Source organism: Furfurilactobacillus sp. W61-4, assembly GCF_057545565.1.
The window spans coordinates 371139-396542 of the sequence record NZ_BAAJNZ010000001.1 but is presented as its reverse complement, the minus strand read 5'-3'; the positions used below and the strand labels follow the sequence as shown (position 1 = coordinate 396542).

23 protein-coding genes and 1 riboswitch are annotated in these 25404 nt (G+C 45.8%); of the genes, 13 read left to right on the top strand and 10 right to left on the bottom strand.

All coding sequences use genetic code 11. From position 1 onward, the window contains the following. Positions 1 to 127: 127 nt before the first annotated feature. A complete protein-coding gene (locus AC27FN_RS01870; protein ID WP_407882253.1) occupies positions 128 to 328 on the top strand; it encodes a cold-shock protein in 201 nt (66 codons plus the stop codon). Between the two features lie 57 nt (positions 329 to 385). Here AC27FN_RS01870 and ade read toward each other — a convergent pair whose 3' ends face one another. Then, positions 386 to 2083, bottom strand: a complete 1698-nt coding sequence (gene ade, locus AC27FN_RS01865; RefSeq protein ID WP_487166330.1) for an adenine deaminase — start codon at positions 2081 to 2083, stop codon at positions 386 to 388. A 130-nt stretch (positions 2084 to 2213) separates the two neighbouring features. After that, positions 2214 to 2311: riboswitch (purine riboswitch) on the bottom strand. Between the two features lie 122 nt (positions 2312 to 2433). Here ade and AC27FN_RS01860 point away from each other — a divergent pair. Together AC27FN_RS01860 and AC27FN_RS01855 are read left to right on the top strand one after the other, a co-directional pair. Next, entirely contained in the window at positions 2434 to 3375 is a 942-nt protein-coding gene (locus tag AC27FN_RS01860) for a DMT family transporter (protein WP_487166329.1), read from the top strand. Positions 3376 to 3386: 11 nt separating this feature from the next. After that, positions 3387 to 4460: a CAP domain-containing protein gene (locus tag AC27FN_RS01855; RefSeq protein WP_487166328.1), complete on the top strand. Its 1074-nt coding sequence runs from the start codon at positions 3387 to 3389 to the stop codon at positions 4458 to 4460. A gap of 112 nt (positions 4461 to 4572) precedes the next feature. Here AC27FN_RS01855 and AC27FN_RS01850 read toward each other — a convergent pair whose 3' ends face one another. Beyond that, the gene (locus tag AC27FN_RS01850; protein WP_487166327.1) at positions 4573 to 5505 is read right to left on the bottom strand and encodes a hypothetical protein; all 933 of its coding nucleotides are present in this window, start codon (positions 5503 to 5505) and stop codon (positions 4573 to 4575) included. Between the two features lie 253 nt (positions 5506 to 5758). Between AC27FN_RS01850 and rpsP the strand changes: the two genes are divergently transcribed. The 5 genes from rpsP (at position 5759) to rplS (ending at position 8289) form a co-directional block, all read left to right on the top strand. Continuing rightward, entirely contained in the window at positions 5759 to 6034 is a 276-nt protein-coding gene (rpsP, locus tag AC27FN_RS01845; protein ID WP_487166326.1) for a 30S ribosomal protein S16, read from the top strand. A gap of 17 nt (positions 6035 to 6051) precedes the next feature. Further along, positions 6052 to 6330, top strand: a complete 279-nt coding sequence (locus tag AC27FN_RS01840) for a KH domain-containing protein (protein ID WP_487166325.1) — start codon at positions 6052 to 6054, stop codon at positions 6328 to 6330. A 157-nt stretch (positions 6331 to 6487) separates the two neighbouring features. After that, a complete protein-coding gene (rimM, locus tag AC27FN_RS01835) occupies positions 6488 to 7012 on the top strand; it encodes a ribosome maturation factor RimM (protein ID WP_487166324.1) in 525 nt (174 codons plus the stop codon). Continuing rightward, positions 7002 to 7742, top strand: coding sequence for a tRNA (guanosine(37)-N1)-methyltransferase TrmD (gene trmD / locus AC27FN_RS01830; protein WP_487166583.1), 741 nt, complete (start codon positions 7002 to 7004; stop codon positions 7740 to 7742). The genes rimM and trmD overlap by 11 nt, the downstream gene beginning before the upstream one ends. 193 nt (positions 7743 to 7935) lie before the next feature. Continuing rightward, a complete protein-coding gene (gene rplS, locus AC27FN_RS01825; RefSeq protein ID WP_407882261.1) occupies positions 7936 to 8289 on the top strand; it encodes a 50S ribosomal protein L19 in 354 nt (117 codons plus the stop codon). Positions 8290 to 8560: 271 nt separating this feature from the next. Here rplS and yjeM read toward each other — a convergent pair whose 3' ends face one another. Then, positions 8561 to 10069 carry a glutamate/gamma-aminobutyrate family transporter YjeM gene (gene yjeM, locus AC27FN_RS01820; RefSeq protein ID WP_487166323.1) on the bottom strand — a complete coding sequence of 503 codons (1509 nt, stop codon included), beginning with the start codon at positions 10067 to 10069 and terminating at the stop codon, positions 8561 to 8563. 56 nt (positions 10070 to 10125) lie between these two features. Continuing rightward, on the bottom strand, positions 10126 to 11556 hold the full coding sequence (locus tag AC27FN_RS01815) for a C69 family dipeptidase (RefSeq protein ID WP_487166322.1): 1431 nt from the start codon (positions 11554 to 11556) through the stop codon (positions 10126 to 10128). 268 nt (positions 11557 to 11824) lie between these two features. Here AC27FN_RS01815 and AC27FN_RS01810 point away from each other — a divergent pair, with 268 nt between their 5' ends. The 3 genes from AC27FN_RS01810 (at position 11825) to AC27FN_RS01800 (ending at position 15231) form a co-directional block, all read left to right on the top strand. Continuing rightward, positions 11825 to 12718: a YitT family protein gene (locus AC27FN_RS01810; protein ID WP_487166321.1), complete on the top strand. Its 894-nt coding sequence runs from the start codon at positions 11825 to 11827 to the stop codon at positions 12716 to 12718. A 63-nt stretch (positions 12719 to 12781) separates the two neighbouring features. Beyond that, the gene (gene glpK, locus AC27FN_RS01805; RefSeq protein ID WP_487166320.1) at positions 12782 to 14281 is read left to right on the top strand and encodes a glycerol kinase GlpK; all 1500 of its coding nucleotides are present in this window, start codon (positions 12782 to 12784) and stop codon (positions 14279 to 14281) included. Between the two features lie 44 nt (positions 14282 to 14325). Further along, positions 14326 to 15231, top strand: coding sequence for a DMT family transporter (locus tag AC27FN_RS01800; protein ID WP_487166319.1), 906 nt, complete (start codon positions 14326 to 14328; stop codon positions 15229 to 15231). A gap of 60 nt (positions 15232 to 15291) precedes the next feature. On the opposite strand, the gene AC27FN_RS01795 is transcribed toward AC27FN_RS01800, so the two are convergent. Continuing rightward, positions 15292 to 15513: a hypothetical protein gene (locus AC27FN_RS01795; RefSeq protein WP_487166318.1), complete on the bottom strand. Its 222-nt coding sequence runs from the start codon at positions 15511 to 15513 to the stop codon at positions 15292 to 15294. Positions 15514 to 15606: 93 nt separating this feature from the next. Continuing rightward, on the bottom strand, positions 15607 to 16437 hold the full coding sequence (locus tag AC27FN_RS01790) for a Cof-type HAD-IIB family hydrolase (RefSeq protein ID WP_487166317.1): 831 nt from the start codon (positions 16435 to 16437) through the stop codon (positions 15607 to 15609). Positions 16438 to 16599: 162 nt separating this feature from the next. Between AC27FN_RS01790 and AC27FN_RS01785 the strand changes: the two genes are divergently transcribed. Continuing rightward, positions 16600 to 17985 carry an RsmF rRNA methyltransferase first C-terminal domain-containing protein gene (locus AC27FN_RS01785; protein ID WP_487166316.1) on the top strand — a complete coding sequence of 462 codons (1386 nt, stop codon included), beginning with the start codon at positions 16600 to 16602 and terminating at the stop codon, positions 17983 to 17985. 115 nt (positions 17986 to 18100) lie between these two features. On the opposite strand, the gene fni is transcribed toward AC27FN_RS01785, so the two are convergent. From fni to mvk, 4 genes are all read right to left on the bottom strand, one after another. Then, positions 18101 to 19138: a type 2 isopentenyl-diphosphate Delta-isomerase gene (gene fni / locus AC27FN_RS01780; RefSeq protein ID WP_487166315.1), complete on the bottom strand. Its 1038-nt coding sequence runs from the start codon at positions 19136 to 19138 to the stop codon at positions 18101 to 18103. Positions 19139 to 19184: 46 nt separating this feature from the next. Further along, a complete protein-coding gene (locus AC27FN_RS01775) occupies positions 19185 to 20264 on the bottom strand; it encodes a phosphomevalonate kinase (RefSeq protein WP_487166314.1) in 1080 nt (359 codons plus the stop codon). 79 nt (positions 20265 to 20343) lie between these two features. Further along, entirely contained in the window at positions 20344 to 21324 is a 981-nt protein-coding gene (gene mvaD / locus AC27FN_RS01770) for a diphosphomevalonate decarboxylase (protein WP_487166313.1), read from the bottom strand. Between the two features lie 72 nt (positions 21325 to 21396). Further along, positions 21397 to 22347, bottom strand: coding sequence for a mevalonate kinase (mvk, locus tag AC27FN_RS01765; RefSeq protein ID WP_487166312.1), 951 nt, complete (start codon positions 22345 to 22347; stop codon positions 21397 to 21399). 210 nt (positions 22348 to 22557) lie between these two features. Here mvk and AC27FN_RS01760 point away from each other — a divergent pair, with 210 nt between their 5' ends. Then, positions 22558 to 25371, top strand: a complete 2814-nt coding sequence (locus tag AC27FN_RS01760; protein WP_487166311.1) for a helicase C-terminal domain-containing protein — start codon at positions 22558 to 22560, stop codon at positions 25369 to 25371. The last annotated feature ends 33 nt before the right edge of the window (positions 25372 to 25404 follow it).

Here is a 25404-nt window from a genome sequence, read left to right as displayed (position 1 = left end):
TTACAGTGTAGTCATTGTATTGATAGTTCGGTAGTAAGTGTACTAGTTCTTTGGAATGACAACCTTTCTCGCCCGGCTTTAAATGCAAAATTATAATTGCGCAGGTGCGCATGGAGGTTTCATTCTTATGGAACAAGGTACTGTTAAATGGTTTAACGCTGATAAGGGTTACGGTTTCATTACTCGTGAAAATGGTGACGACGTGTTCGTTCACTTCTCAGCAATTCAAGGCGACGGCTTCAAGACATTGGACGAAGGCCAACACGTAACTTTCGATGTTGAAGACAGCGACCGTGGCCCACAAGCAACCAACGTTGTTAAAGACTAGTTTTTAGTCGATAAAAGGCCATCCTCAAGCGAGGATGGCCTTTTTCTATGCAATCGATTAGTTTTGAGTAGGGGTGATTGCGACGGGAACAAAAGCGCCCTTGGTAAAGTCATAGAGCCCCTGGTCGGTCAGTTTTAATGTCGGAATGACCGGTAAACTTAAAAAGGATAGCGTAATGAACGGATCAAAATTGACCGTCGGCGCGATTTGATGAAAGGCCTGATGTAAGGCTAACAACTGATCATTGACCTGTTGGGCAGGTAACGAACTCATTAAACCGCCTACCGGTAGAGGTAAGGTCGTGACCTGATCGTCATTGACGACGACTAATCCACCATCTAAGTCCGTGATTGCCGCAATGGCCTTCATCATGGCATCATCAGAAGTTCCAGCAACAAGTAAGTTATGTGAGTCATGCCCAACACTACTGGCAAAGGCGCCTCGTCTGAGTTGAAAGCCGCTGACTAAACCAACGCCGACGTGGCCTGTATGGTGGTGGCGTTCCACAACCGCCATTTTGACGACATCTAAATGATCATCCCAGCAGAATTCTCCACGATCGGTGGTAACTTGTTTAGTTAAGGCGGTAGTGGTGATGTGATTTGGCTGGACACCAATCACGCGGGCTAGTCGCTCAGGAATTTTTAACGCTAAGTCTGCTATCTGACAACGATGATCGAGGTGAGTTAAAGTGTAAGGCATTGCTGTTATTGGTTTTGGCGCTAGTGACTGCCATTGACCGGTCTTCATGACCCGCTTGATGGTCACATGTTCAACATCTTGTAAGATGATTAAATCCGCGACCATCCCGGTTGTCAGGACACCTCGGTCAGCCAGCTGTTCACCTTCGGCGGCATGCAGGCTAGCCATGGTGTAAGCAAGTTCTGGGGTTAGGCCATTAGCGATGGCTAAACGAATGTTTTGATCAATAGCGCCTTCTTGAACTAAATCAGTCACTGTTTTGTCATCTGTGCAAAAAGCAATGCGATTTGCATTTTGCGCGTTGACTGCTGGCAAGAGGTTTAACAAATCTCGCTCGACAGTACCTTCTCGCAAGTAAACGTAAAAACCGGCACGCAAGCGTTCGACAAGTTCTTGTGGCGTCGTTGCCTCATGATCACTGCGAATGTGGGCGTGTTGGTACGGTAACAGCTGGTTGCCACTGAGACCAGCCAGGTGACCATCAACAGGTAGTTTTCGTTGATGTGCATCAGCAATTTTAGCCATGAGGTCAGGGTCTTGATGAGCTAACGCCGGAAAATCCATCACTTCAGCAAGGCCGTGAACCATTGGATTGTGATAAAGTGGCGCTAAGTCAGCAGCTGTTAATTTAGCTCCGGCATGTTCAAATGGAGCGCAAGGTACAGCTGAGGGTAACATGAAAAAGTAGTCGACATTAGCTTGCTTCGCATCATCAATTAGATAGGTTATCCCAGCCTGACCAGCGACATTGGCTAACTCATGTGGGTCCGCGACGGCGCTAGTCACGCCATGACTTAATAACAGTGGGCTAAGTTGGCTGGGTGTTAGTAACGAGCTTTCAATATGCATATGAGCATCAATGAACCCAGGAACAATCGTTTGGCCAGTTAAATCAAGCCGTTTTCTCGCTTGAAATTTGAGACCAGGGCGATCACCAACGATGAAGCCGTTGTTAATCCACAAGGTTGTTTGGCGAAAGGTTTGGGTATAAACATCGAGTACGTTGGCGTTAGCAAGTTCATAATCGACGACAATATCAGTGAGTTGTGGCATGTTGGGAGAGCTCCTTTTTGTGGGTCCGAAGGTTTCGAGTAGCTCGACCATAACCAGAACGTCATAATTTATTCATGACCAATGCCAATGATGAATTCAAAGAAAAGACCACCGTCAAAAAAAGAGACAGTGGTCGACGAAAATGGCTTATAGTCCGAAATTACGGTTCCGGGTAGAGACGAGTCGACCAATTACGACGCTTATATAAGCTGTTTTAATTAGATTGTGGTTTACAATAACATAGGTTAGCGTTGAAAACAACGGCCATCTGCATGGCAAATGTTGTTATACTAAAATTATTATCGGCATTTGTTTACTAAGCTAGTCAGCAACATTAGGGAGAGGTACTCGTGGTTCGAAAACAAAAGCAACAACAAACTTTGGGCGTTATTTTGGCCAGCACAGGTGCCCTCCTATGGGGCGTTTCGGGGCCAATTTCACAATTTCTATTTCAACATCGGCAGGTTTCGCCAGAGTGGTTGACGGGTTTAAAAATGTTAATCTCTGGTTGTCTGATTTTGCTGTGGGTTCGACGACAACAAGGGCGTCATGTTTTTGACCTATGGCATCATCGACGCGACGCCATTTTGATGGTGATCTTTTCAATTGTTGGTATGGGAGCTGTTCAATATGTCTTCTTTTTAACAGTTCGGGTCGCTAGTGCGCCAACTGCTACGATTATGCAAACATTAGGCACCGTGATGATTGTTCTATGGGGGATTTTTTATCATCATGATTATCCACGTCCTGCTGATGTGTTGGCTGTCAGTCTGGCTTTGTTCGGCACTTGGATGTTGGTGACAAAGGGGCATTTATTGCATTTAGCCATCTCGCCACTAGCACTGACATTTGGACTATTACTTGGCCTAGCAGGCGCCGTCAATACTTTGTTGCCCGCCAGTTTATTGCAACGCTACGACACGTTAACGGTTGTCGGATGGTCGATGCTGCTTGGTGGTTTACTATTTTCAGTTATTCATCCATTTTGGGTAAATGTGCCGCAATTATCGGGGGTAGAGTGGCTGGGGGTTGGTTTCATTGTTATCTTTGGGACTGGTCTGGCCTATATGACTTTTTTAGGTAGTTTAACCCTCATTTCGCCCACTGCGGCTGGTTTGTTAGATGCGTTTGAGCCACTGTCAGCGACTATCTTATCGGTTATCTTTTTGAAGATGAGCTTTAATGGCGCTCAAATCATTGGTGGCATTTTAATTTTGAGTACGGTGTTTATTCTCTCGCTAGCTAAACCAAAGGATCCACTGGCAGAAGACTTGGATCGTACTGGGGACTAGACGAGGTAATCTTGATAAAGAAAATGACGAAAAAACAATTAATTTTTCAGCAAGATGTGCATCGTTATGAGCATTTTATCTTAATCCTAGTGATCAGTTTATGGTTCGCCATCAGTAATGTTGGCTTATCGGTTCAGGCTGCAAAAGTGCAGGGATATACGTCAACACAAGCTCATCAGATCAAGCAGTGGCAGCATCGATATGATCAACTTAGCCAACAAGCTTATTCTGATCACGATATCTATCAGCAACGTCCGCGCTTTGCACCTAAACTGACGGCAGGTCAATTGCGAGCTTCCTATCAACGTGAGCTACTTGATTATGTCAATTTTTACAGAGCCCTCACTGGTCTGCCAGGTATTCGTTATGGATTAAACGCCAACAACCAGGCTCAGTGGGCGGCAGTTGATATGGCAGCTGCTGACGGATTTAGTCATGGGTTAATCAAACAACGACGTCCCAAACTGGTCACCAAAAATCAGTGGGCGATTGGGCAGCAAGTGACCGAAACGAGCAACATTGGTCAAATGGTGATGCCAGAACGAATCGATCAAACGATGGGTAATTATTTACGGGATAATTTTAACGTGGAAGGAAATAACACCGGGCATCGGGCTTGGCTGTTGTCACCAGTCGTGCATACAATTGGGATTGGGATTGCTCATCGACCCAAATCGACCTTTGGTTATAGTAATATTTATTTTGCCGATCAGAGTCAGCGAGCGATCACGCCTACTCGTAATCAAATTATCAATTATCCGTCCGCTGGTGTATTTCCACGAGCGATGCTAGTAAGTCAGCAACATAACCACCCAATTTATTGGTCAAGCAACTTTACGCTTGATGCGGCGACTAGTGGCCGGGTACGGGTCGAGATTCGCGATGACACGACCCATCAACAGCAATGGGCACACAATGTTCGCGTCAATCGTAGCCAACATTACGGGCAATTTGCGATGATCATCACTTACCGACCACCATTCACGGTTATTAATGGTCATCAATATACAGTGTCAATTACGGGTCTGACTCACCATCCGCATGGCTATCGTTATCGGTTTAGCCCCTTTAAGCTTGCTAATTAAATGGATTGACTTGACCAGGTATTTAGCAAAAAAAACGCACCAAGCGACCATAAATGGGCGGCTGGTGCGTTTTTAGTGGTGCGTTGAATTTAGATGGGGTTAAATCAGTCCACTAAAATGAGCTGATTAAGGACTCTAATTTACTAATAATTCCGTTTACACCACTGTCTTTTAAGGTATCGCTGGCCTGGGTTGGGGAGGTGCTGTTAGCCATGTCAGACATGGTGTCAGATAACTTATTTAACTGAGAGCTAACCGCTCCTCGCACAACAGCGTTAGCATTACTCTGCGAAACTTGGGCTTGCAAGTTGCTGACCTGCTGCTGTAGTGATGAAATCGTGGCCTGATACTGTGCATTGTCATTACTCGTTTTGTAATCAGTGACCGCTTGCTGCAATTGTTTGGTCATCGAGCTCAAGGCCTTGACCTGTTCTTTTAGACTTGAGACCTGACTTGACAGGCCACTATTTTGTGACGTTAACGCCGCCTGACGAGAAGAAGCTTCAGCCGATGAAGCAGCGGCGGCTGATGAACTGGCCGCTAAACTTGACGAAGAAGCCATCGCTGCCTCATTTTGGGCTTGATTATGGGCGTTGACACCCCAAATAATGAGGACTAGGGCGATAATGGCGATTAATCCACCAATGATCAGGTTGCGACGTCGATGGTTAGATTTTGGTTTAACGGCCTGTGTCGCGGCTTGACTAGCTGCTGCTGACGCGGGTGCAGATTCAACAACGATCGGGGATCGGCCATCTAAATCAGCTTCGGTATTGACAATCGTTAGCGTAAAGTAGGCCCGACCAACATTACCACGATCATCCATTACCGCCACCGGAACCTGATGTTGGCCAGCGACTGAGAAATCGATGTTTTCTAAATTGGCGTTTAAATGGGACGTGATATCAGCGCCTCGACTATCAATGGCACGTGCCCCAGCAGCTTGAAGTAGTCGCGCATTGGTTGGTCGACTGATGGCATCCGTTTTAACGATTCTCAGTTGCGGATGTGTAAAGCTAATCTGAGGTTCGGAATTGTTTTGCATAAGTGACTCCTTCATCAGGTGAATTCACAGGTACTTGATTACAGTTAATTTACCATATTAAGACCAGACAACCGACGGCTCCCATAAATCTTGACCAGAGTTTAACCTTCTTAGCAGAAATTATACAAACATGAGCTTCCACTCAGCACAGGTTGATAGAATGAAGATTTTTACGTGTAAAGAAAAACTCCTTGACACCATCGTGATGGTTGGCTAAACTAAGATTCGTTAAGAAATTTAGGAGGAATTTTCAATGTCTGTAAAAATTCGTTTAAAACGTATGGGTTCCAAGAAGCGTCCGTTCTACCGGATTGTGGTTGCTGATTCTCGTTCACCTCGTGATGGTCGGTTCATCGAACAAATTGGGACTTATAACACGCTAGTTAACCCTGCTGAAGTTAAGCTGGATGAAGACTTAGCTATGCAATGGTTAAACAATGGTGCGCAACCTTCTGACACAGTTAAGAACATCTTTTCTCATGAAGGTATTATGAAGAAGTACCATGAAGCTAAGTTCACTAAGAAGTAATTTGAGGCGATTAGCACATGAATTCTAGTCAGGAACACCGATTAACAAGTGAAGAAGTCAGGACGTTTATTGTCACTGTTGTCTCACCACTCGTCGATCATCCTGATGCGATCACGGTCGCAGTCAAGCCTGGAGAACGTTTTACGGACTATGCGCTACAGGTTGATCCCCATGATATTGGGGCTGTTATTGGTCATCATGGTCAGGTTGCTCAGGCAATTCGAACGGTGGTTTATAGCTTGCGGACGATCGATCATCGTCGCGTGCGATTGCTAATCATGGATGAGAATATGTAGTACGTTGGTTTATCGCTAACGTTTAAGTAGCTCGTTCAATTTTTAGACCCTATTTCCTGAGATTTGGGAAATGGGGTCTTTTCAGTTGATACATTGGTGTTTAAACTAACCTATGCATAGCGATTGCCAGATAATCAAAATGAAAGAGGGACTCATTGTGGCCTTTTATAACATCGGTAAAATTGTGAACACCCAAGGTTTAAAGGGTGAACTACGCGTGATTGCCACCACGGATTTTCCAACGCAGCGGTTTGCTAATGGTCAAACGGTTTATGTGACGGCTAACCGACCAGAGGCTAAACAAGAAGCTCTGACAATTGCTGCAGCGCGACCTTACAAATCTTTTATACTCGTGACATTTAAGGGCCTAAATGATATTAATTTGGTCGAACAATACAAGGGATCTGAATTGTACGTCACTGAAGCTCAACAGCAACCCTTGCCGGATGGTCAATATTACTATCATGAGATCATTGGATTGCGCGTTATTGATGAGCACCAACGAGAAATTGGGGTGGTCAAAGAAATTTTGGCACCGGGAGCTAATGACGTCTGGGTGGTTAAACGTCCTGGAAAATCAGATCTATTATTACCAGTTATTGATCCAGTCGTTAAAAAGGTCGATATTCAAGCCGGTTCAATCAAGATTGAAATGATGGCGGGGTTAGATGATGAGGATTGATATTCTAAGTTTATTCCCTGATATGTTTAGCGGCCCTTTGACAGAGTCGATTGTGGGCAAGGCAGTTGATAAGGGAATTCTTGATATTAACGTCACTGATTTTCGTGACTTTACTGCTGACCGCCATCATCATGTAGACGACACGCCCTACGGTGGCGGGGCCGGAATGCTTTTAATGCCACAGCCGATCTTCGATGCGATGGATCATGTTGAGCAGGAAGCGGGAGATCGTGGCCGGGTGATTTTGCTAGATCCGGCCGGAATTCCGTTTACAGAACAGGTGGCTGAATCATTTGCGACAGAACCACATTTAACCTTCATCTGTGGCCACTATGAAGGTTACGATGAACGTATTCGCGAACTAGTGACCGATGAGGTGTCACTGGGGGACTATGTTTTGACTGGTGGTGAATTAGGCGCCATGGTCATGATTGATGCAACCGTCCGTTTGATTCCCGACGTATTAGGCAACACGGATTCAGCTCCTGGTGATTCCTTTAGTAATGGGTTGCTTGAATATCCACAGTACACACGACCAGCTGATTTTCGGGGACGGTTGGTGCCTGAAGTCTTAACCAACGGCAATCATCAACTGATTGATGAGTGGCGCATGCGTGAATCTTTACGGCGCACCTATCAGAGGCGACCGGATTTACTGGCATCAGCGAATCTCACGACGGCACAACAGCGCTTATTAAATGATATTATTGATGAAGAAACTCGTGGTTAATGATTGTGCTTAATGGCCAGTCTACCGATGCCAAATGAATCGTGTTTTGAATTTTGAACTGGGTTGTAAAGGAAATTAGCTTTACAACTACTTGGGTTTTATGGTACGCTTTTTTGTGGCGATTTAGCCCATAATACCGACATTCCGCTGGCAGCGCGACTGTGAATGAATTTCGAGTGAAAGGAAGCTCATTATGAGACAGAACCAATTAATTGAAAAGATCACCGCTAGCCAACTACGCGATGACATGCCTGATTTCCGCGCCGGTGACACCGTACGTGTTTTCGCCCGGATCGTTGAAGGGACCCGTGAACGGATCCAGTTATTCGAAGGGGTTGTCGTTAAGCGTCATGGTGCTGGTATCTCAGCCACCTATACCGTTCGTAAGATTAGTAACGGGATTGGGGTTGAACGGACTTTCCCAGTTAACTCACCACGAGTTGATCATGTGGAAGTTACACGTCATGGTCGCGTTCGTCGCAGTAAGTTATATTACTTACGTGCCTTACATGGTAAAGCGGCTCGAATCAAGGAAGCACGTCGTTAAGATTTGCGCTTGATCCGTGACAAAAGCACGTTAGATTGACTAATCAATGTCAATCTAACGTGCTTTTTATTGTGGATTATTTTGTTGGTTGATTAAGCTGATGATAAATGTGCCTATGTTCGAGCGCACGCGATTTGCGAGTCTCATGAGAATTTTTGCAGGTATGAAGGCTCATTGCGTGCGAATGACGAAAACGGGTCGGCTAAAGTTTAAGCCATTGTCACTAGCATTGCAGGCGCTAGCGTTCTTGTCGTCAATTAAAGTGCCCCAATTAACTGTCTAAATTATTTTCCCGGTTGGCATAGAAAATCCAAGCAATTCCGCCGAAAATGATTGGACCGGCAACAGTTGCAATGGCAGTCACCCAATCTTTAACTAAGAAGGGTTGTAAAATAGTAAAGCCAATTCCGATACTTAAAGTAATCATGACTAGGGTGACGACAAACAGCATCCAGCGATGTGAGTGATAAGCGACGAATGGTCGTGGCAAATCTTCTCGTTTGAAATAAGGGAACGCCCCGACTAAGAACAAGTAAGGTAAAGTCGTCGACACGTTACTCATTGACGTTAAAACATTGTAGAAAAATTTAGCGTCTTGGTGAGTTAAGACTGACGCGATGGAGATTCCAGCAATAAATACAATCACAGCGACTGCCTGCATCCACATCGCAAATTCAGGCATACCATGGCGATTCAAGTGTGTCATTTTCTTTGGCCAAAGTTCTTTTGGCGATCCCAGGATAAAAGATTTTAATGGTGAGTAAATGAGGACAAAGAAAGAACCCAGATAAGCCAAAAACATGCTGACCCCAGCAAAACGGGAGAAGACTTCACCCAGAACATGGGCGTTGGCGACACTGAGACCAAGTGCAATGCCTAAGACATCGCCCAAGTTTCCCATCAAGACATAAGTAATGTTACCCAAATTAACATTTCCGTGGGCAATGACCATGCTCCAGTTTGTCGAAATTCCCCATAAGAAAATCGTTAGTGAGTAACCGATGCCAATCACCAAGGTCCCAATCAGGATGCCTTTCGGGAAAGTCTTTTCCGGTTGATCGAGCGAGTCGGTTACCCCACCGATTGATTCCAGACCACCATAAGCAAAAATGGCATAAATCACGAAGCTGATCATGGCAATGGGGGTTTGAAATTGCGGATTCGGCGAAGTTGCAAAATCTGACAAGTGGTTGATGGGTTGAGCCAGCTGAAAATGATTGGCAATTAAAATAATTAAACTGGCCAAAACTAGAATGACATTTAATGCCATCACCGCGATTCCACCGACCGACGAGACTCTGGCGATGGATTCCATACCTCGAGATGCGGCCCAAGTAATACCAATGATCCACAAAATGGCCAGTAAGCCAATGGTTAGGGTGGAGTTTAATCCAAATAGATGCCAACTGGGCGTCGTATCTTTACCAGTCAGAATGGTCGAAAGTGTAATCCAAACTTTCTGAGAAATCATAACTTGCCAAATGATCCACGCGGATAACCAGATAAAGGTGGCGATAAAGGACCATTGCTCCCCAATTGAAGCATCTAACCAGGAGTAAATCCCACCTTTAGAGCCTTTTAAGGAAGCGCCATACTCAGCAAACATCAAGCCACTCGGCAGGAAGAATAGGAGTGCACCTAATAAATACCAGAAGATTGCTCCATAGCCCATTTGCTCAAAGGCTGTGGGGGTATTACCAAAACCAAAAATAGTCGTAAAGATCATTAAAACAAGTGCACCAAGTGTTAAGGTCTTCTTGTTGCTTGATTCATTTTCCATTGTGAAACCTCATTTCATGTCATCGAGCTTGATTTATCCCATAATTGGAAATTGTGTTATAGTTTTTCATCCGTTTTGAAATTAAGCGGTGAAAAATCAGTACTTTCAGTCACAAGTTGGCTGATTAGCGACTGATACGCGGTTAACGCCTGTTCAGCCATCTGCTCATTTGATTTCGTTAAAAAACTGACTTGATCAGTTGGAGCTTGTTGAACAGCTTGTTGGTCGTTAGTTCGCAGTTGCGCAGCCAGTTGAACAGCCAAATCTGTTTGTACCCGTTGATATAACGGGCTGAAGTGTTGATAGTGCGCATCCCACAAGATACTAGCCAGTTTATAAGTCCAATAAGCGCTCGTGGGTGAATAAGTGCCTTGTCCGCGCTGATAAGCAATCGGCGTATCGCTTACAGCACTGTAAAATGGTACAAATGAACTCTGTGCAGCCACGCCCATTGCTAACCAATGAATGCCTACTAGGTTGGAGTCTTTTTGTGGTCGCAATTGTAGTACATGGGCTTCTTGCGTCTTAGCTAAGCTAATCGGCCGAAAGTCATGATTATGTTGCTGTTCCGGTCCGACCGGATCATAAGGCGTCCCTTCATAATGATTACTGAGGAAGCCTTGAACATCGTGGATAGATAGTTTGTGTTCCGGATAACGGATGAATGGTAATTCTTGATTCATCGGATCTTGAACCGTACTAGGATTGAACAACCGCTGTCCAGCCCACACGCGGGGCATGTTGTAGTGTTCATCGGCCACGGTGTGCGTCCCAAAAATCCGGCGCCAATTAAAACCATCTCGATCCGGATTCAAGTGATTCGTTTTAACAAATTCGGCTAGTCTAGACGCCGTCATGAAGTTATCTGGGTCGTCAAAATCAACCTGTTGAATGGCCAATTGGTTGGCAACCACGGCGTAGCCATCATCTGGGATCCGTTGAGCGACCCATTGATGACCGGCCGCAGTTTCCATATACCAAGCTTCTTGTTGATCGGCAAATAAGATCCCATTTGTTTCTGCGGTACCAGCGGTCTCAATAAGTGAACCCAAACGACTGACCCCTTGGCGCGCGGTCGTGATGTATGGGAGGACCACAGTAATCATAGCTTCTTCGTTTAGTCCGTCAGTGACGAAGGGGTCAGCGGCTAAGACAGTCGAATTCGAATAGGCACTCTCGGTTGCCGACATAGCGACATTGGCCTCGTTGATCCCATCTTCTTCGAACAATCCGAATTTTGACGTCCATTCAGGTGTGGCGGTGTACCGTAAAGCAATTTTAGGCAGGATTGTCTTAAAACCATTATCGTTGGATTGAAATGGTTGAGGGGTATCAAATACTTGATGGGGGTGGACCACGAAATGTTTAGGCCAGGAAGGCTTACTGTCTTCATTACGGCCAATCATAATCGAGCCGTCGATAGTGGCATAACGGCCTACCAAAATACTCGTGCAGGCGGAGGGACGCCGTTCGAAAAGTTGCTCCATTCATCAAAACCTCACTTCATTGATGGGCAAGACGGCAAAAGTCTTGCATAATTTTATAAAATTACATTAAAGTAAATTGTAGCAGAAAAGCGGCGCACCAGTTGATTTCACTCGCTATTCTAAGGGCTTTCATGCTGATTTCTAACCAAGCAACATCTTTGAGCTGACACCATCAATTTTTTTCTGTGATTTACTGGGAAATCTGGTGGTCAGGCATTAGAAGAATGTGGTTTAATTGGAACATTAAAGCAAACGGAGGAGTGCGCTCATGGCACGTTGGCAAAATCAAGATGGTCTCATTAAAAGCGTGATTCTCTTATTTTCATCGATTTGTTGTGCAGTCGCGTTAAATGAATTTTTGATTCCCAGTAATATTTTTTCGGGTGGTCTAAATGGGATTGCCCAGTTGCTACACTGGGGTCTGGTAGCAGCTAACGTCCATGTTTCAACAGGTTGGTTCATCCTGGCCTTTAATTTGCCAATTGGTATTATGGGCTGGCATAAAATCGGACCTAAATTCACTGCTTGGAGTTTTGCTAATGCCATTGTGACCTCGATCTTGGCCATTGTAATTCCTGAGGTGAGTGTATCGCATAACGCGTTGCTCAATGCGCTGTTCGGTGGCATCTTGACGGGCGTTGGGATCGGTTTTCCCTTTCGCTTCGGCTTTTCAACCGGCGGCATGGATATCATCGCGATGGTCTTACAAAAGACGACGGGGCGGTCCATTGGTACCTTGACCTTAGTGTTGAATTCCGGCATTGTGGCCGTTGCTGGTTTTTTTATTGGTTGGGAAAATGCGCTATTTACGATCATCACAATTTATGCAACTTCTCGTATGGTCGACACAATCCATACGCGACACCAAAAAATGACGGCGTTAATCGTCACTAGTCGTCCAGAGGAAATGATTCAGGACTTGCGCAGTCACTTATTTCGCGGCATTACCGTCTTACCCTCACGTGGTGGCTTCAGCAATCAGACGAATGCAACGTTAATGATCGTTATTTCGCGTTATGAACTTTATGATTTAAAGACCACGGTAAACCGCATTGATCCTGAAAGTTTCATGGATCTCGTCACTACCGTGGATGTCACTGGTAATTTCTTTGATGAAGCGACTCAGGAACGTTTACGGCAAACGCACAATCGGGTGGAATAGGGCCCCTGAAATTTGCTAAAATTAGCAAGGGCTTAATTTCATAACGCAGATAGGAGTCAATTTATGAGCGATGAACAGTACGTGATGGCAATTGATCAAGGGACCACGAGTAGTCGGGCCATGATTTTTAATCATCAAGGTCAAGTAATCGGCAAAGCACAGAAGGAATTCCCGCAATATTTTCCCAAACCAGGCTGGGTTGAACACGATCCGGAAGAAATTTGGGAAAGCGTCCAATCGGTGATGGCGGATGCCCTCATCCAAGCTCATATTCCACCGTATAAAATTCGCGGAATTGGGATCACGAATCAGCGCGAAACGACAATCATTTGGGATAAGAAAACGGGTAAGCCGGTCTATCACGCAATCGTATGGCAGTCAAAACAAACAGCCCCGATTGCGGACGAATGGCAAGCAGCCGGCTTGGCGGTTAAAATTCATCAGAAGACAGGGGTGGTCATTGATTCATACTTCTCCGCCTCTAAGATCAAATGGCTTCTTGATCAAGTGCCTGGTTGTCGAACAAGAGCAGAAAATGGCGATTTGTTATTCGGAACAATTGATACGTGGTTGTTATGGAAATTAACTGGCGGCAAAGTCCACGCCACAGACTATACCAATGCTAGTCGAACGATGTTATTTAATATTCATGAGATGCAGTGGGATCAAGAGCTGTTAACGGCTTTTAACATTCCACGAGGTCTGCTGCCGGAGGTGCGCAGCTCATCAGAGATATATGGGTACACAGCTGACTATACAATGTCAGGGGTGTCCGTACCGATCTGTGGGATCGCTGGTGATCAGCAGGCGGCCTTGTTTGGACAGACGGCCTTCGATGAAGGAAATGTCAAAAACACGTATGGTACCGGCGCTTTTATCGTGATGAATACCGGGTTACAGCCGGCATTCTCAAATAAAGGACTCTTGACGACCATTGCTTATGGCTTAAATGGCCAGATTAATTATGCGTTAGAGGGATCCATCTTTGTCGCTGGCTCAGCAGTCCAATGGTTGCGAGACGGCCTTACGTTAGTAACGTCCGCGACTGAAACGGAAACACTAGCCAACCAAGCTGAGGGCGATGATGGCATCTACGTTGTGCCGGCTTTTACCGGATTAGGCGCACCGTATTGGGATCAAGAATTGCGCGGAGCTGTTTTTGGGCTGACTCGTGGCACCAGTAGGGCCGCGTTTGTTCGTGCGACCTTACAAGCCATTGCTTATCAAACCCGTGATGTCGTGGACACGATGGTTGCGGACACGGGACTGGCAATTGAGACCTTACATGTGGACGGTGGTGCTGCTCAAAATGACTACTTGATGCAATTTCAAGCAGATATTTTAAACACGACCATTCAACGGGCAAAAATCAATGAAACGACCGCTTTGGGAGCCGCTTTTCTTGCTGGACTGGCAGTAGATTTTTGGCAGGATCAAGCAGAGTTACGGCAGTTATATGCCAGTGGCGCGCAATTTGCGCCGACCATGTCAGCGGATCGACGGTCAAGTTTGTATCAAGGCTGGCAAATCGCGATTAAAGCCGCGCAAGCCTTTGAGCATTAGTGAACGTTTATTTTCATAAGTCTATTTTGAAGTAAGGAAGTCACATGAAAGCACAAAATTATTCTAAAGGAATTTTTTGGGCCGCGTTTGCCTCCACAATGTGGGGGATTTCGGGGACCATTCTTCAGTACATCTCGCAAGGACAAAATATTCCCGCCACTTGGTTTTTATCAGTTCGTACATTAGGCGCCGGCACGATTTTGTTGATTATTGGCTGGTTTCAAGAACGAAATCGGATTTTTTCACTATTTAAATCTTGGCGATTGGTCGGCTGGCTGGTGGCCTATGCATTGCTAGGTCTGATGGCAAATCTCTTTACTTTTTATATGAGTATCAAAACAGGTAACGCTTCGGCGGCGACAATTTTGCAGTACTTGAGCCCATTATTCATTGTCTTAGGGGCTCTGGTCTTTAAACGAGAATTGCCAATGCGCTCAGACTTGATTGCCTTTGCGATTGCGCTGGTGGGGGTATTCTTAGCGATTACAAAAGGGAACATCCATACGCTGGCGGTCCCAGTTCCGTCGATTATTTGGGGCATTTTATCTGGGGTCACCGCCGCTTGTTATGTCGTTTTACCACGTGCCATTGTGGCGGAACATTCGCCAATTGTGGTGTTAGGGTGGGGAATGTTCATCAGTGGCATCCTATTTAATTTAGCTCATCCATTTTGGGTGGATACGCCGCCCATTACGCCACAGCTAGTTGCTTCCGTTAGCAGCGTTATTTTGGTGGGGACCATTTTGGCATTTTCAACGCTACTTTATAGTTTGAATTTTGCCCCCTCGGCTGTCATCAGTATCGTGGATGCTGTTCAGCCGGTCGTTACCTTTATCCTCAGTATTATTTTTTTCCACTTACAAATTAGCGTCATGGAAGTTATTGGCTCAGTGCTGGTCATCGTTGCTGTCTATCTATTGCAGCGATTGAGACAGACTGGAGCTAATTAGGTTTAATCAAAAAAGATCGTTTCCAAGCTGTTGGGCTAAGGAAACGATCTTTTTTTGAAACTACATTTTTTTAATCACGCGATATTTCTTTTGATTCTGGCCCTGATTGCTAACCGCATCTTGATCAAATAAAACATACGGTTTGCCATCACTTTCCGAAACAATAAAGAGGGTATGCGGATTATGATGTTTATAAATCTGAGCGCTTTGATAAACTTCATTGTAATCGTGGGCATTAGCGATCGCATCCCCTGGGTTAAACAGAACGTTTTCCTCAGTCATGAAAATTCCCCCTTAGATGGCGGTTATCACTGATAAACAACAATTCATCTGATTAGTTAACTTTATGATGACGCTATCGCAGACAAATTGCAATCATTGCGCTTCTGCCAGCGCGGTTGGTAAACTTAAATAGTCTTGCAGATAGTGGGCGAGGCCATCATGATCGTTGTCGACGGAGGTAACATCTTGAGCGATGGCTTTTAAATCATCAATGCCATTGGCCATTGCGACACCCCAACCGGCGTAAGCAATCATCGATTGATCATTGCCCTCATCACCGAAGGCCAGAATATTCTCGCGATCAATTTGATAAGTTTGGGCCAGAAATTCAAGACCGGTCGCTTTTTCGACGCCTTTATGGGCCACCTCTAAAACGGGCCATGGGCCACCCCAGACGTTTAAATCAATCTGATTACCATAACGAGAAAGCAAGTCTTCAATGAGCTGTTTTCGATGTGATTCAGAGAAATAAAGTGTCAGCGCGGTCGGATTATCGGTTAAATTTGTTGCATTAAGGACTTGTTGTTGTCGCAAGATGGTTGGGAAAAAATCAATCGTACCATCACTTTGATGATTGGCCCACACGTGGGCTTTGTTTTCTGCAGCAATCGTTTCAATGCCAAGATCCTGTTGATGGGCTAACAAGTCTAGCGCAATTTCGCGATCGATCGTATATTGATATTCTTTAGCCCATTCGTGATGGGGTAAATGACCCAAAGACCCATTGAAATTAATCATCGCGGAATGAAGACCTAGTTGATCGTAAAATTGTCGTGAAATTCGATAAGGACGCCCAGTCACAATACTGACGATATGTCCGGCTGCACTTGCTTGCTGTAAGACCTGTTTAGTTAACGGTGAAATCACGGACTGGTTGTTTAGGGTGGTCCCATCTAAATCAATGGCAATTAATTTACGACTCACGGCTCAATTCCTCCTGGCAGGCTGGTTTAACTTAATTTATGATAACCACCATACCGAAAAAAATAGGAATCGGCAACCAATCTTGAACAAGTCGTTGCCTAACAAGGACATCAGACGTGACGTGACGTCCATGTCGGTGTAAAATTATTCGATGTTTGTAAGATGAGAAAGGAGAATTTGATGCGTTTACCGGATGGTTATGCAGAAAAATATCAGCATTTGATGGGAGCAGACGAAGCGGCGGATTTTTTGGCGAGTTTTGACCAACCAGTCCAACATGGTTTTCGCACTAATCCATTAAAGGAGAATCCAGTGCCAGCCGATTATAGCCAGACCAAGCCAACCGGCGTACCTAATGGTTATTTCGGTCAAGTCGGCGGGCACACACCAGATCACACGACGGGCGTTGTTTATAGTCAAGAACCGTCAGCAATGTTAGTCGGGGCAATTGCTGACGCGCAGCCCGGTGAACGGATCTTAGACTTATGTGCCGCTCCTGGTGGTAAGACGACCCAGTTGGCGGCGGGATTGGCTGGACAAGGTCTATTAGTCACTAACGAAATATTTGCTAAACGGGCAGCGGTGTTGTCAGAAAACGTGGAGCGGTTTGGGATTGCTAATGCTGTGGTAACTAATGAGACTCCAGAACACCTAGCCACACAACTGCCTGATTTTTTTGATAAAGTCGTGGTTGACGCGCCTTGCTCAGGAGAAGGCATGTTTCGTAAAGATCCAGCGGCGATGACATTTTGGTCGCTAGACTATCCGAAGCTCTGTGCCCAACGGCAAAAAGAAATCTTGCGTGAAGCCGTTAAGATGGTCAAACCCGGTGGACGCCTCATTTACTCAACGTGTACTTTTGCGCCCGAGGAAGATGAACAAATGATGGCTTGGCTATTGTGCGCTTATCCCGAATTTGAATTAGTCGACTTACCGTCATTTCCAGGATTAGAAGCTGCACGTCCAGCTTGGGGGGATCATCAACCTCAGTTAGCGCGAGCTGGGCGAGTTTTTCCACATCACGCTACCGGTGAGGGGCATTTTATCGCCGTGCTTGTTCGCCGCAGTGATCGCGAAGTTGCCGAACGAAAACAGACTAAGCACCGGTTGCCAAGACCAGATGCTGCCGCAATATCTCTGTGGCATGATTTCGCTCAACAACACGGTTTAACAGATATTGATGATGACCAACTGGTTGTTTTCGGCGATCAGTTGTCAGCTTTGCCAGCTGCCACACCAGATCTAGGTCATTTGCGAATTATCCGCCCCGGCCTGCACTTAGGAACATTAAAGAAGAACCGGTTTGAGCCGGCATTCGCGTTGGCTTTAGCGCTACAACCGAGCCAGTATCGTCCACGTGTGGCGCTGGATCGCTCACAGTGGGCGGCCTTTGTTCATGGTGATACGGTGTCCCTCGCGCAACCAGGGCACGGATGGACATTAGCGACGATCAATGGTAACGGGATTGGCTTTGGTAAAGTTGTGGGGCAAACGCTAAAGAATGGGTATCCCAAAGGTTTGCGCTTTCAGCCACATCTCACTGATTAGATCACGCAATTGATGAACTTAAAAACGGCTTTTCCGATTTTGGTGGGAAAAGCCGTTTTTTGAGTTGGAATTTTTAAAATTGCCGAACTAATTGACTAACTGCGTGTAAACCTGCTCATAACTGACGTTGCTGACGATAGGTTAACAGGTCAGAACTCAAAACATAAGGAACCTGCCGTAAGTCAGTAGTGGTCTGACAACCGGTTAACAGGTAAAGCTGACGTAGATCTTGTTGCCATTGCTGAATTAAAGCCAGTAGTGCCGTTTCCCCGTTGGTCATCAGTTCATGCAAAAAGAAACCAGCCACACCCACTGCATCAGCGCCTAATACTAATGATTTAAGGACATCTAATGGTGTTCGCACACCTCCTGAGGCTGCAACATGCAGGGGGCTTTGCTGAACCTCTAACAAGGACTCTACCGTGGTTTGACCCCAATCGTGTAGATAGTCTAAGTGGTGGTCAATAAGTCGCTCATTTTCGATTTGGGCAAAATTTGTGCCGCCACGGCCACTAATATTTACATATTGGACACCACTTTGTTCAATTTGGGCCGCAGTTTCTCGACTCATCCCAAAACCAACTTCTTTGACAATCACCGGGATATCGACGGCATTAACCAATTTAGTCAAGTGGGCCAACCAGTGAAAGCTACGATCGCCCTCAGGCATGATCAGTTCCTGACCACTGTTGATATGAACCTCTAGGGCATTGGCTTCAATCATCTCAACAGCTTGCTGAGCGGCCGTGATGGAAACGCCGGCACCAACATTGGCAAAAATAATCCCACCAGGATTGTTTTCGCGGACGGTTTTAAACGTGTCCAGTTGTTCTGGTTCACTAATGGCAATGCTTTGCGAACCGACTGCCATGCCAATGCCACTTGCAGCAGCTACACGGGCCAGCTGTTCATTGATAACGCCAGTTCGAGGCGATCCACCGGTCATTGCCTCAATGTAAAAGGGCCAGTCCAACGACAAATCGCCAAACTGACTTTTCAAATGAATATCATTTTGATCCAATTCGGGTAAGCCTCGATGAATCAGACGAACTTGATCAAACCCGGCTGTGGCTGTTACTTGGAAACGTTTTTCAGCAATGGCCAGATGTTCATCCTTACGATGGGCGTGAGCCGAGGGGGTTGTTTTTGCCATAGGGGCACTCCATATCTTCACTCACCAATTTATAACCGTTTGACAACTAAACTAAGTCTAACACGTTGTGAACACTCAACGGTAGAGTGGTGATTCCTTCTGCTTCCCAGTCTTGGAGGAGGGTGTCAATTGCTTCATGTCGGTTGATCAAAACGATCCCACAATCACCGCCACCAGCACCTGATGTCTTGGCGGCACCACCATGATCTTCAGCAATTGCACAAAGCGTGTTTAACGCAACGGTTTCAATCGGAACATGACTAAATGAACTTAAATGTTGTAAGAGTTGGCGGTTAATACGAATTTCGTGTTGAATAATATCAATCGCACCACGACGAAAACCGTCAATCATTCGATTCAAACAATCCCGGCTCGCCGTCAAAAAATGTCGATATTCGATCTGGTCCACACTTTTGGCCCACGTTACTTTATCAACTAGATGAGAAGTAGACGCTGGTGAACCGGTCCAACCGATTAACAAGCGCAAATCGTCAGGCGGCGTCAACAATTCAATGGATAATCCTGGCCAATCTAAGGCGAGCAGATCAATTAAGGATAATTGTTGACGTTGTTCAGCTAACCACTGGTGATCAAAGGAATGATAGGCAATCCAGCCGCCATAAACGGACGCAGCAATATCGCCCAAAGAGCCATTTCCTTGGACATCAAGGTGCGCGATAGCCGCTAATTTAAATAATGTATCCTTTGTGATCGGTAATTGATAAAACTTGCAGAGAGCTTTAACGGTGCCCACCGTGACGGCAGCTGATGAACCTAAGCCAAATTTTTTGCCATCTTTACTATCCAATTGAGAGTTAACGGATAGATGATAGAATTTCAGATCACGACCACAGGCACGCGCATATGTTTCAGTTAAGCGAATTGCCGACAACAGATAGTGAAAAGGATTGTCGCGATTATCAAAAACCAATTCATCGCCAGAGCGGCGCCAATTGACCGATGTTTCTTTGTACTGTTCAGAATCGATCGTACCAAAGTTTTGACTTTCTTCAATTGTTACCGTTACAAATTGATTTAAGGCAACGATAATGGCTGGGTAGCCTGCTTCCACAACCGCATATTCTCCCGCGAGATAAAGCTTTCCGGGTGCTTGCACGCTAATCAATTAATCATGTCCTTTCAAAGACAAAAAATGTATGCACCGGCAAACTGCGTGCAAACATCGTCAAGAATTAAATTTAAACTTATCGAAAGGTTAGTCCAGGGCCTGGTTTTGCAACCACTAACTTATTTTGACCAAATGTTGGTCGTAAGCGACCTAAGACCGTTTCAACATCCTGATCCTCGCAAATAATTTTAACGTTTGGACCGGCATCCATCGTATAATAGCAGTTTACGCCCTCACTACGCAAGTCGCTGACAATATCGAGGACGCGTAAAGTGTCGGCATTAAAGTATGTAAACGGTGGGGTCGCGCTAAGCGTCGTCGCGTGCATCGACATCGCGTTATGCTCAGCAATCCGACCAACTTGGTTTATATCTTTTTTAAGTAATGCGGCTGTCATCGGCGCAATATCTGCATTGGCCAGTTGGACCCAGTCTTGAAAATAGGGAGACTGTTGCGAAGCTTTCATGCCAGCTCGGCTACTCATTTTTTTCTTCTGACGGGAAACGACGACGGCAATCATTCGAATCGGCCAATCCATGGTTTCAACAATTGGTTCGGCAAAAGAGGTTTCGTCGTTATGCCCAGCGTGCCATTGGACGAAGCCACCAAAGATTGAGCGACTCGCGGAACCAGATCCACGTCGAGCCAGCCGTGACAAATCACGAAGATCCGTCGATAAGCCCGCTGCTTTAGCGGCCGCCCCAGCTAAAGCAGCAAAACCTGAAGCTGATGATGCCAATCCTGCTGCAGTTGGGACGTGGTTGGTTGTCGTGATGTGCGCAAACATGGTCTGGTGCGCTTGTTGACGAATTAAATCCATGAACTGACGAATTCGTTGTTGTCCATCGGCCGGTAACGAAATCCCATCCAAATTAATTTCGTCAATGGCCAATGTCGGATCGAATTGAACCGTAGTTGTCGAAAAAAACTGATCCAGGGTTAAAGAAATTGAATCATTGGTTGGCAGCATCAAATGCTCGTCGGCTTTTCCCCAATACTTCACCAGTGCAATATTCGTATGTGCGCGGGCGGTGACTGGTATGGTTGAAATGGTCATTAAAAATTCCTCTTTAAGTGAATTAGTTAGGACATGATGGCTAATCTAGTGGCTGAACGTGATTGGCAGTTTCTATCCCAGCTTAGTGGAATGCTCAAAAGGTTCGATCCAAGTGGCAATTGCGCCGGCGCTCAATAGTGCTTGCTGGATTTTTTGCGCGCTTTGCCGATTGGCGGCGAGACTAATCATGCAGCCCCCTAAACCGCCACCGGTCAGTTTGCTACCTAAGGCGCCAGCTTGATTGGCGGCTGACAATAGGTGTTCAAGAACCGGGTGGCTAACACCCAGTGCCGCCAAGTCGAGTTGCGCCTGATTCAATAGGTGCCCAAGTCGCGCAGGCTGGTTGTCTCGCAAACAAGTCGCTGCTTGCCAAGTTAATTGACCTAAATGATCGACCAAATTTTGACCGACATGCGGCCGTTCACGGTCAGTCAGAAGTTCATTCACCGAATTTACGGCGAGACTAGTTTGCCCAGTGACGCCGGTGTCACCGACCACTAAGGCAGCCGATAAATTAACGGGTAACTGTTGGAGTGGCTGGCCTTTAATAAACCAAATAGGTTGATTTGCGCTAACGGTTGCCGCATCAATACCTGATGGGGTTCCGTGGGTAATCACTTCTTCAATGTTAACCGTTTTAAGCAGTGTCGCCTGGTCAAGTGGCTTGTCGAAAAAGTCATAGACGGCACGCGTGATGGCGGTTGCAACCGCTGCCGAGGATCCCATCCCACGTTCTTCAGGAATAGTACTGGTTAGTTCCAAGTTAAAGCCTAGGTTAGGGACGTGGAAACGATTGAGGAGCCGTTCAAGCAGCACATGAATGCCGGCAAATTGTCCTGGCAAATCAGATAACGCGCCACTAAAGTAGTCACTGACTAATCGTTGCTCAGAATCGTGAGTTGTTAAAGTGGCTGTTACCGGTAGTCCTTGCAGTGGCAAGGCAATGGCCGGCTGCTGATGAACAACGCTATGTTCGCCAATTAAAATTATTTTGGCATGGGCGCGGCCGTGACCAGTTTGCATAATCGTTCACCCCTTTTGATAATTTACGAACATTATCATACCACAGCCGTGGGCGTGTGAATAATGGATGAAGTCTTTGCCAGCGTCATCAATCAGAGTAGAATAGGACTAGATTAAGGATTAGATAAATGAAATCAAGACACTAAGCTGTTAATTTACGGTATGTTTGCTGCAGGCAGGGTGTTTTGATGAAAGGCGTTTGTAAAATCGATGAAGACTGACACAATCTATGCTGTTGTTGATATTGAAACAACAGGAACCAGTGTAAATGATGGTGATCGCGTTATCCAGATTGGCTGTGCTTTCGTGCAGTCTGGTCGCGTCATTAATCGGTATAGTACCAAAGTTAATCCGGGGCGCACCATTCCCAATAATATTACTCACTTAACCGGCATTACGAATAAGGCCGTCAGTCATGCACCTTATTTTGACGACATTGCAGGTTCTTTGTACGCCATGCTGCAAGGAACCGTATTCGTAGCACATAATGTAAATTTTGATTTTCCATTCTTAAATGCCGAATTTAGCCGAGTCGGCTATCCGACTTTAACCATTTCGGCCATTGATACGGTGACATTGACGCAAATTTTGTTTCCAACCTTAACTAGTTTTCGGTTACGAGACCTTAGTGCCCACTTTAAAATTGAGCACGACCAGCCTCATACTGCCGACTCGGATGCGGATGCAACGGCAATTTTACTCATTGATCTGTTGGCTCGCTTACGTGAACTACCTATTAATACTTTGCGCCAATTGATCGCTTTACATTTATCTTTACCGGCTGACACGGCCACGATGTTTCAAACGGCTTTGACGATGGCCCGCCGCCAAACGACTAAATTACCAGCAGGACAGTATGTTCGTGCTCGGTTAGTTTTGCATGAACCGGATCCGATTAAACCCGTTGATCTAGGGCAACCCCGTGCGTTCCCAAAATCAAAAGTCGCTAAACAAAGACAATGGGGAACTGTCATCGATTGGCGCGATGGTCAGGCGAAGATGATGAACGCGATTTTTAATAATTACAGTCATCCAGATACCCACAATCTAATTATCGAGGCCCCCACCGGCATTGGCAAATCGTTAGGTTACGCAGTTCCATTTGCTTATTTATCGCAAACAGGAACGGCCACCGTCATTTCCACGCAAACGACATTACTTCAAGAACAATTTATGACTGAAACCGTCCCTAAATTACGGCAAATGCTGCCATTTGCTTTCAATGTCGTCGTGGTTAAGGGAAGCCATCACTATCTTGATTTAGCCCGTTTTTCGGCGGTACTAAATGTTCCCGACCATTCACAACAGAGTCAATTTTTAAAGGCTCGGATCTTAGTCTGGTTGCTTGATACTCGAACCGGTGATTTAGATGAGCTTCACTTAAATTCATATCGGGCACCGCTATTTGACGAAATTACCCACCGTGGATTGGCTAGCTTATCCAAGCAGAATCCTTTCTATGAGGATGATTATTTGCGGCGCCTGGATAATCGTGTTCGCCAAGCCAACCTGGTGATCGTTAATCATGCGTATTTAAGTCAAAATGCGGCGCAACTGGAAACGTTATTAGGCCATCAACCCTTTTTATTGGTTGATGAGGCCCAACACTTGCCAGATGTCGCGGCAACCCGTCATCGCGAGACAGTCCGGTTCCACGACTGGATCTCATTGCTGCATCACGCGCAAGCGAATATCTTTAATCAACATGAACATCACCTGACAGCGATGTTTGATGAAGATAGTGCGGCCACCAATGCACTGCGGCAATTGTCGACGATTTTAGTCCGCTTAGATGCCGACCTTGATCAATTTGCTCAAGCGCTATATCGGCAATTTCTGATGGGGGCGCAAATGACCGCCAAGGGCACACGCATTGTTGAACAACTGGTAGATAATGCAGCCCTGCGCCAGCTCTTCCACAATGAATCTGGCGCCTTTGCTGCCTTGATGGGTGCGCGAACGCCACTACAGACCAACCTGGTCAAGTTGCGTCGGCGTTTTGCTGCCAATCAGCGTAAGTGGCTGACTTCTGATCAGGCATTAATGCATGAATTCGAACAAACCTTGGCGCAAATTGACGGTTTATTTGCCCAATTACAACTTTTTTATGAGCAATTAGGCGAAGAAAAAACGAGTCATGTCTACTGGCTTAAACAAAATCAATATGGAGATTCCACAAGCTTAGAGTTAAGTGGCGGGTTATTGATGGCCGCTGGTTGGTTAAGTGACCATGTCTATCATCATTTTCAACGGCCAACCTTTACGGGGGCAACGTTGTTTACCTCAAGTCGGGCAAATTACCTCATGGCGCAACTAGATCTGGATAAAGACGTCACCACGACTAAACGTTTACCAGAGGCCTTTGATTATGAACATCAGGCACGCTTGTTCGTGGCCAGTGACGCGCCAGCGATGAATTTGGGGCGGCCCGATGTGCAATATCATTATTGGGCAGCAACGATTGCCAAGTTAGCGATGGCAACGAAACGGCAGACCTTAGTATTATTTAATTCGTTAGCTGCTATTGGCGAAGTTTATCGCGAATTAACGCATGGCTTGTTGGATGAGACGCAAACGGTCTATGCTCAAGGAGTGACTGGCAGTCGCGAGAAGAATCTAAAACGCTTTACGACAGAAAATAATGCCATTTTATTAGGGGCAGCCAGCTATTGGGAAGGGATCGATTTGCCCAATGAGGCATTGGAGCTTGTCATCATTACGCGATTGCCGTTTGACTCACCAACTGATTTACTCGTGGCAGCGACTAATGCACAGTTGGAAGCTAATGGACATAATCCCTTTTATGCGTCAGCACTGCCTAAAGCTACATTACGGTTACGGCAAGGTATTGGCCGCTTGATCCGTTCTGAGACAGATCGGGGGGTGGTTGTGGTTTTGGATGCCCGTTTAACTGCCAAACGATATGGGTTAACAATGCAAAAGGCGTTGCCAAAATCTTTACGCGTCACAAACCAGTCAACTGCCGAAATCATTAAGCAAACACAAAATTTTTTCAGATCCTGAGTGGGCCATTGTTTGACCGGGTAAGTTTGCTAT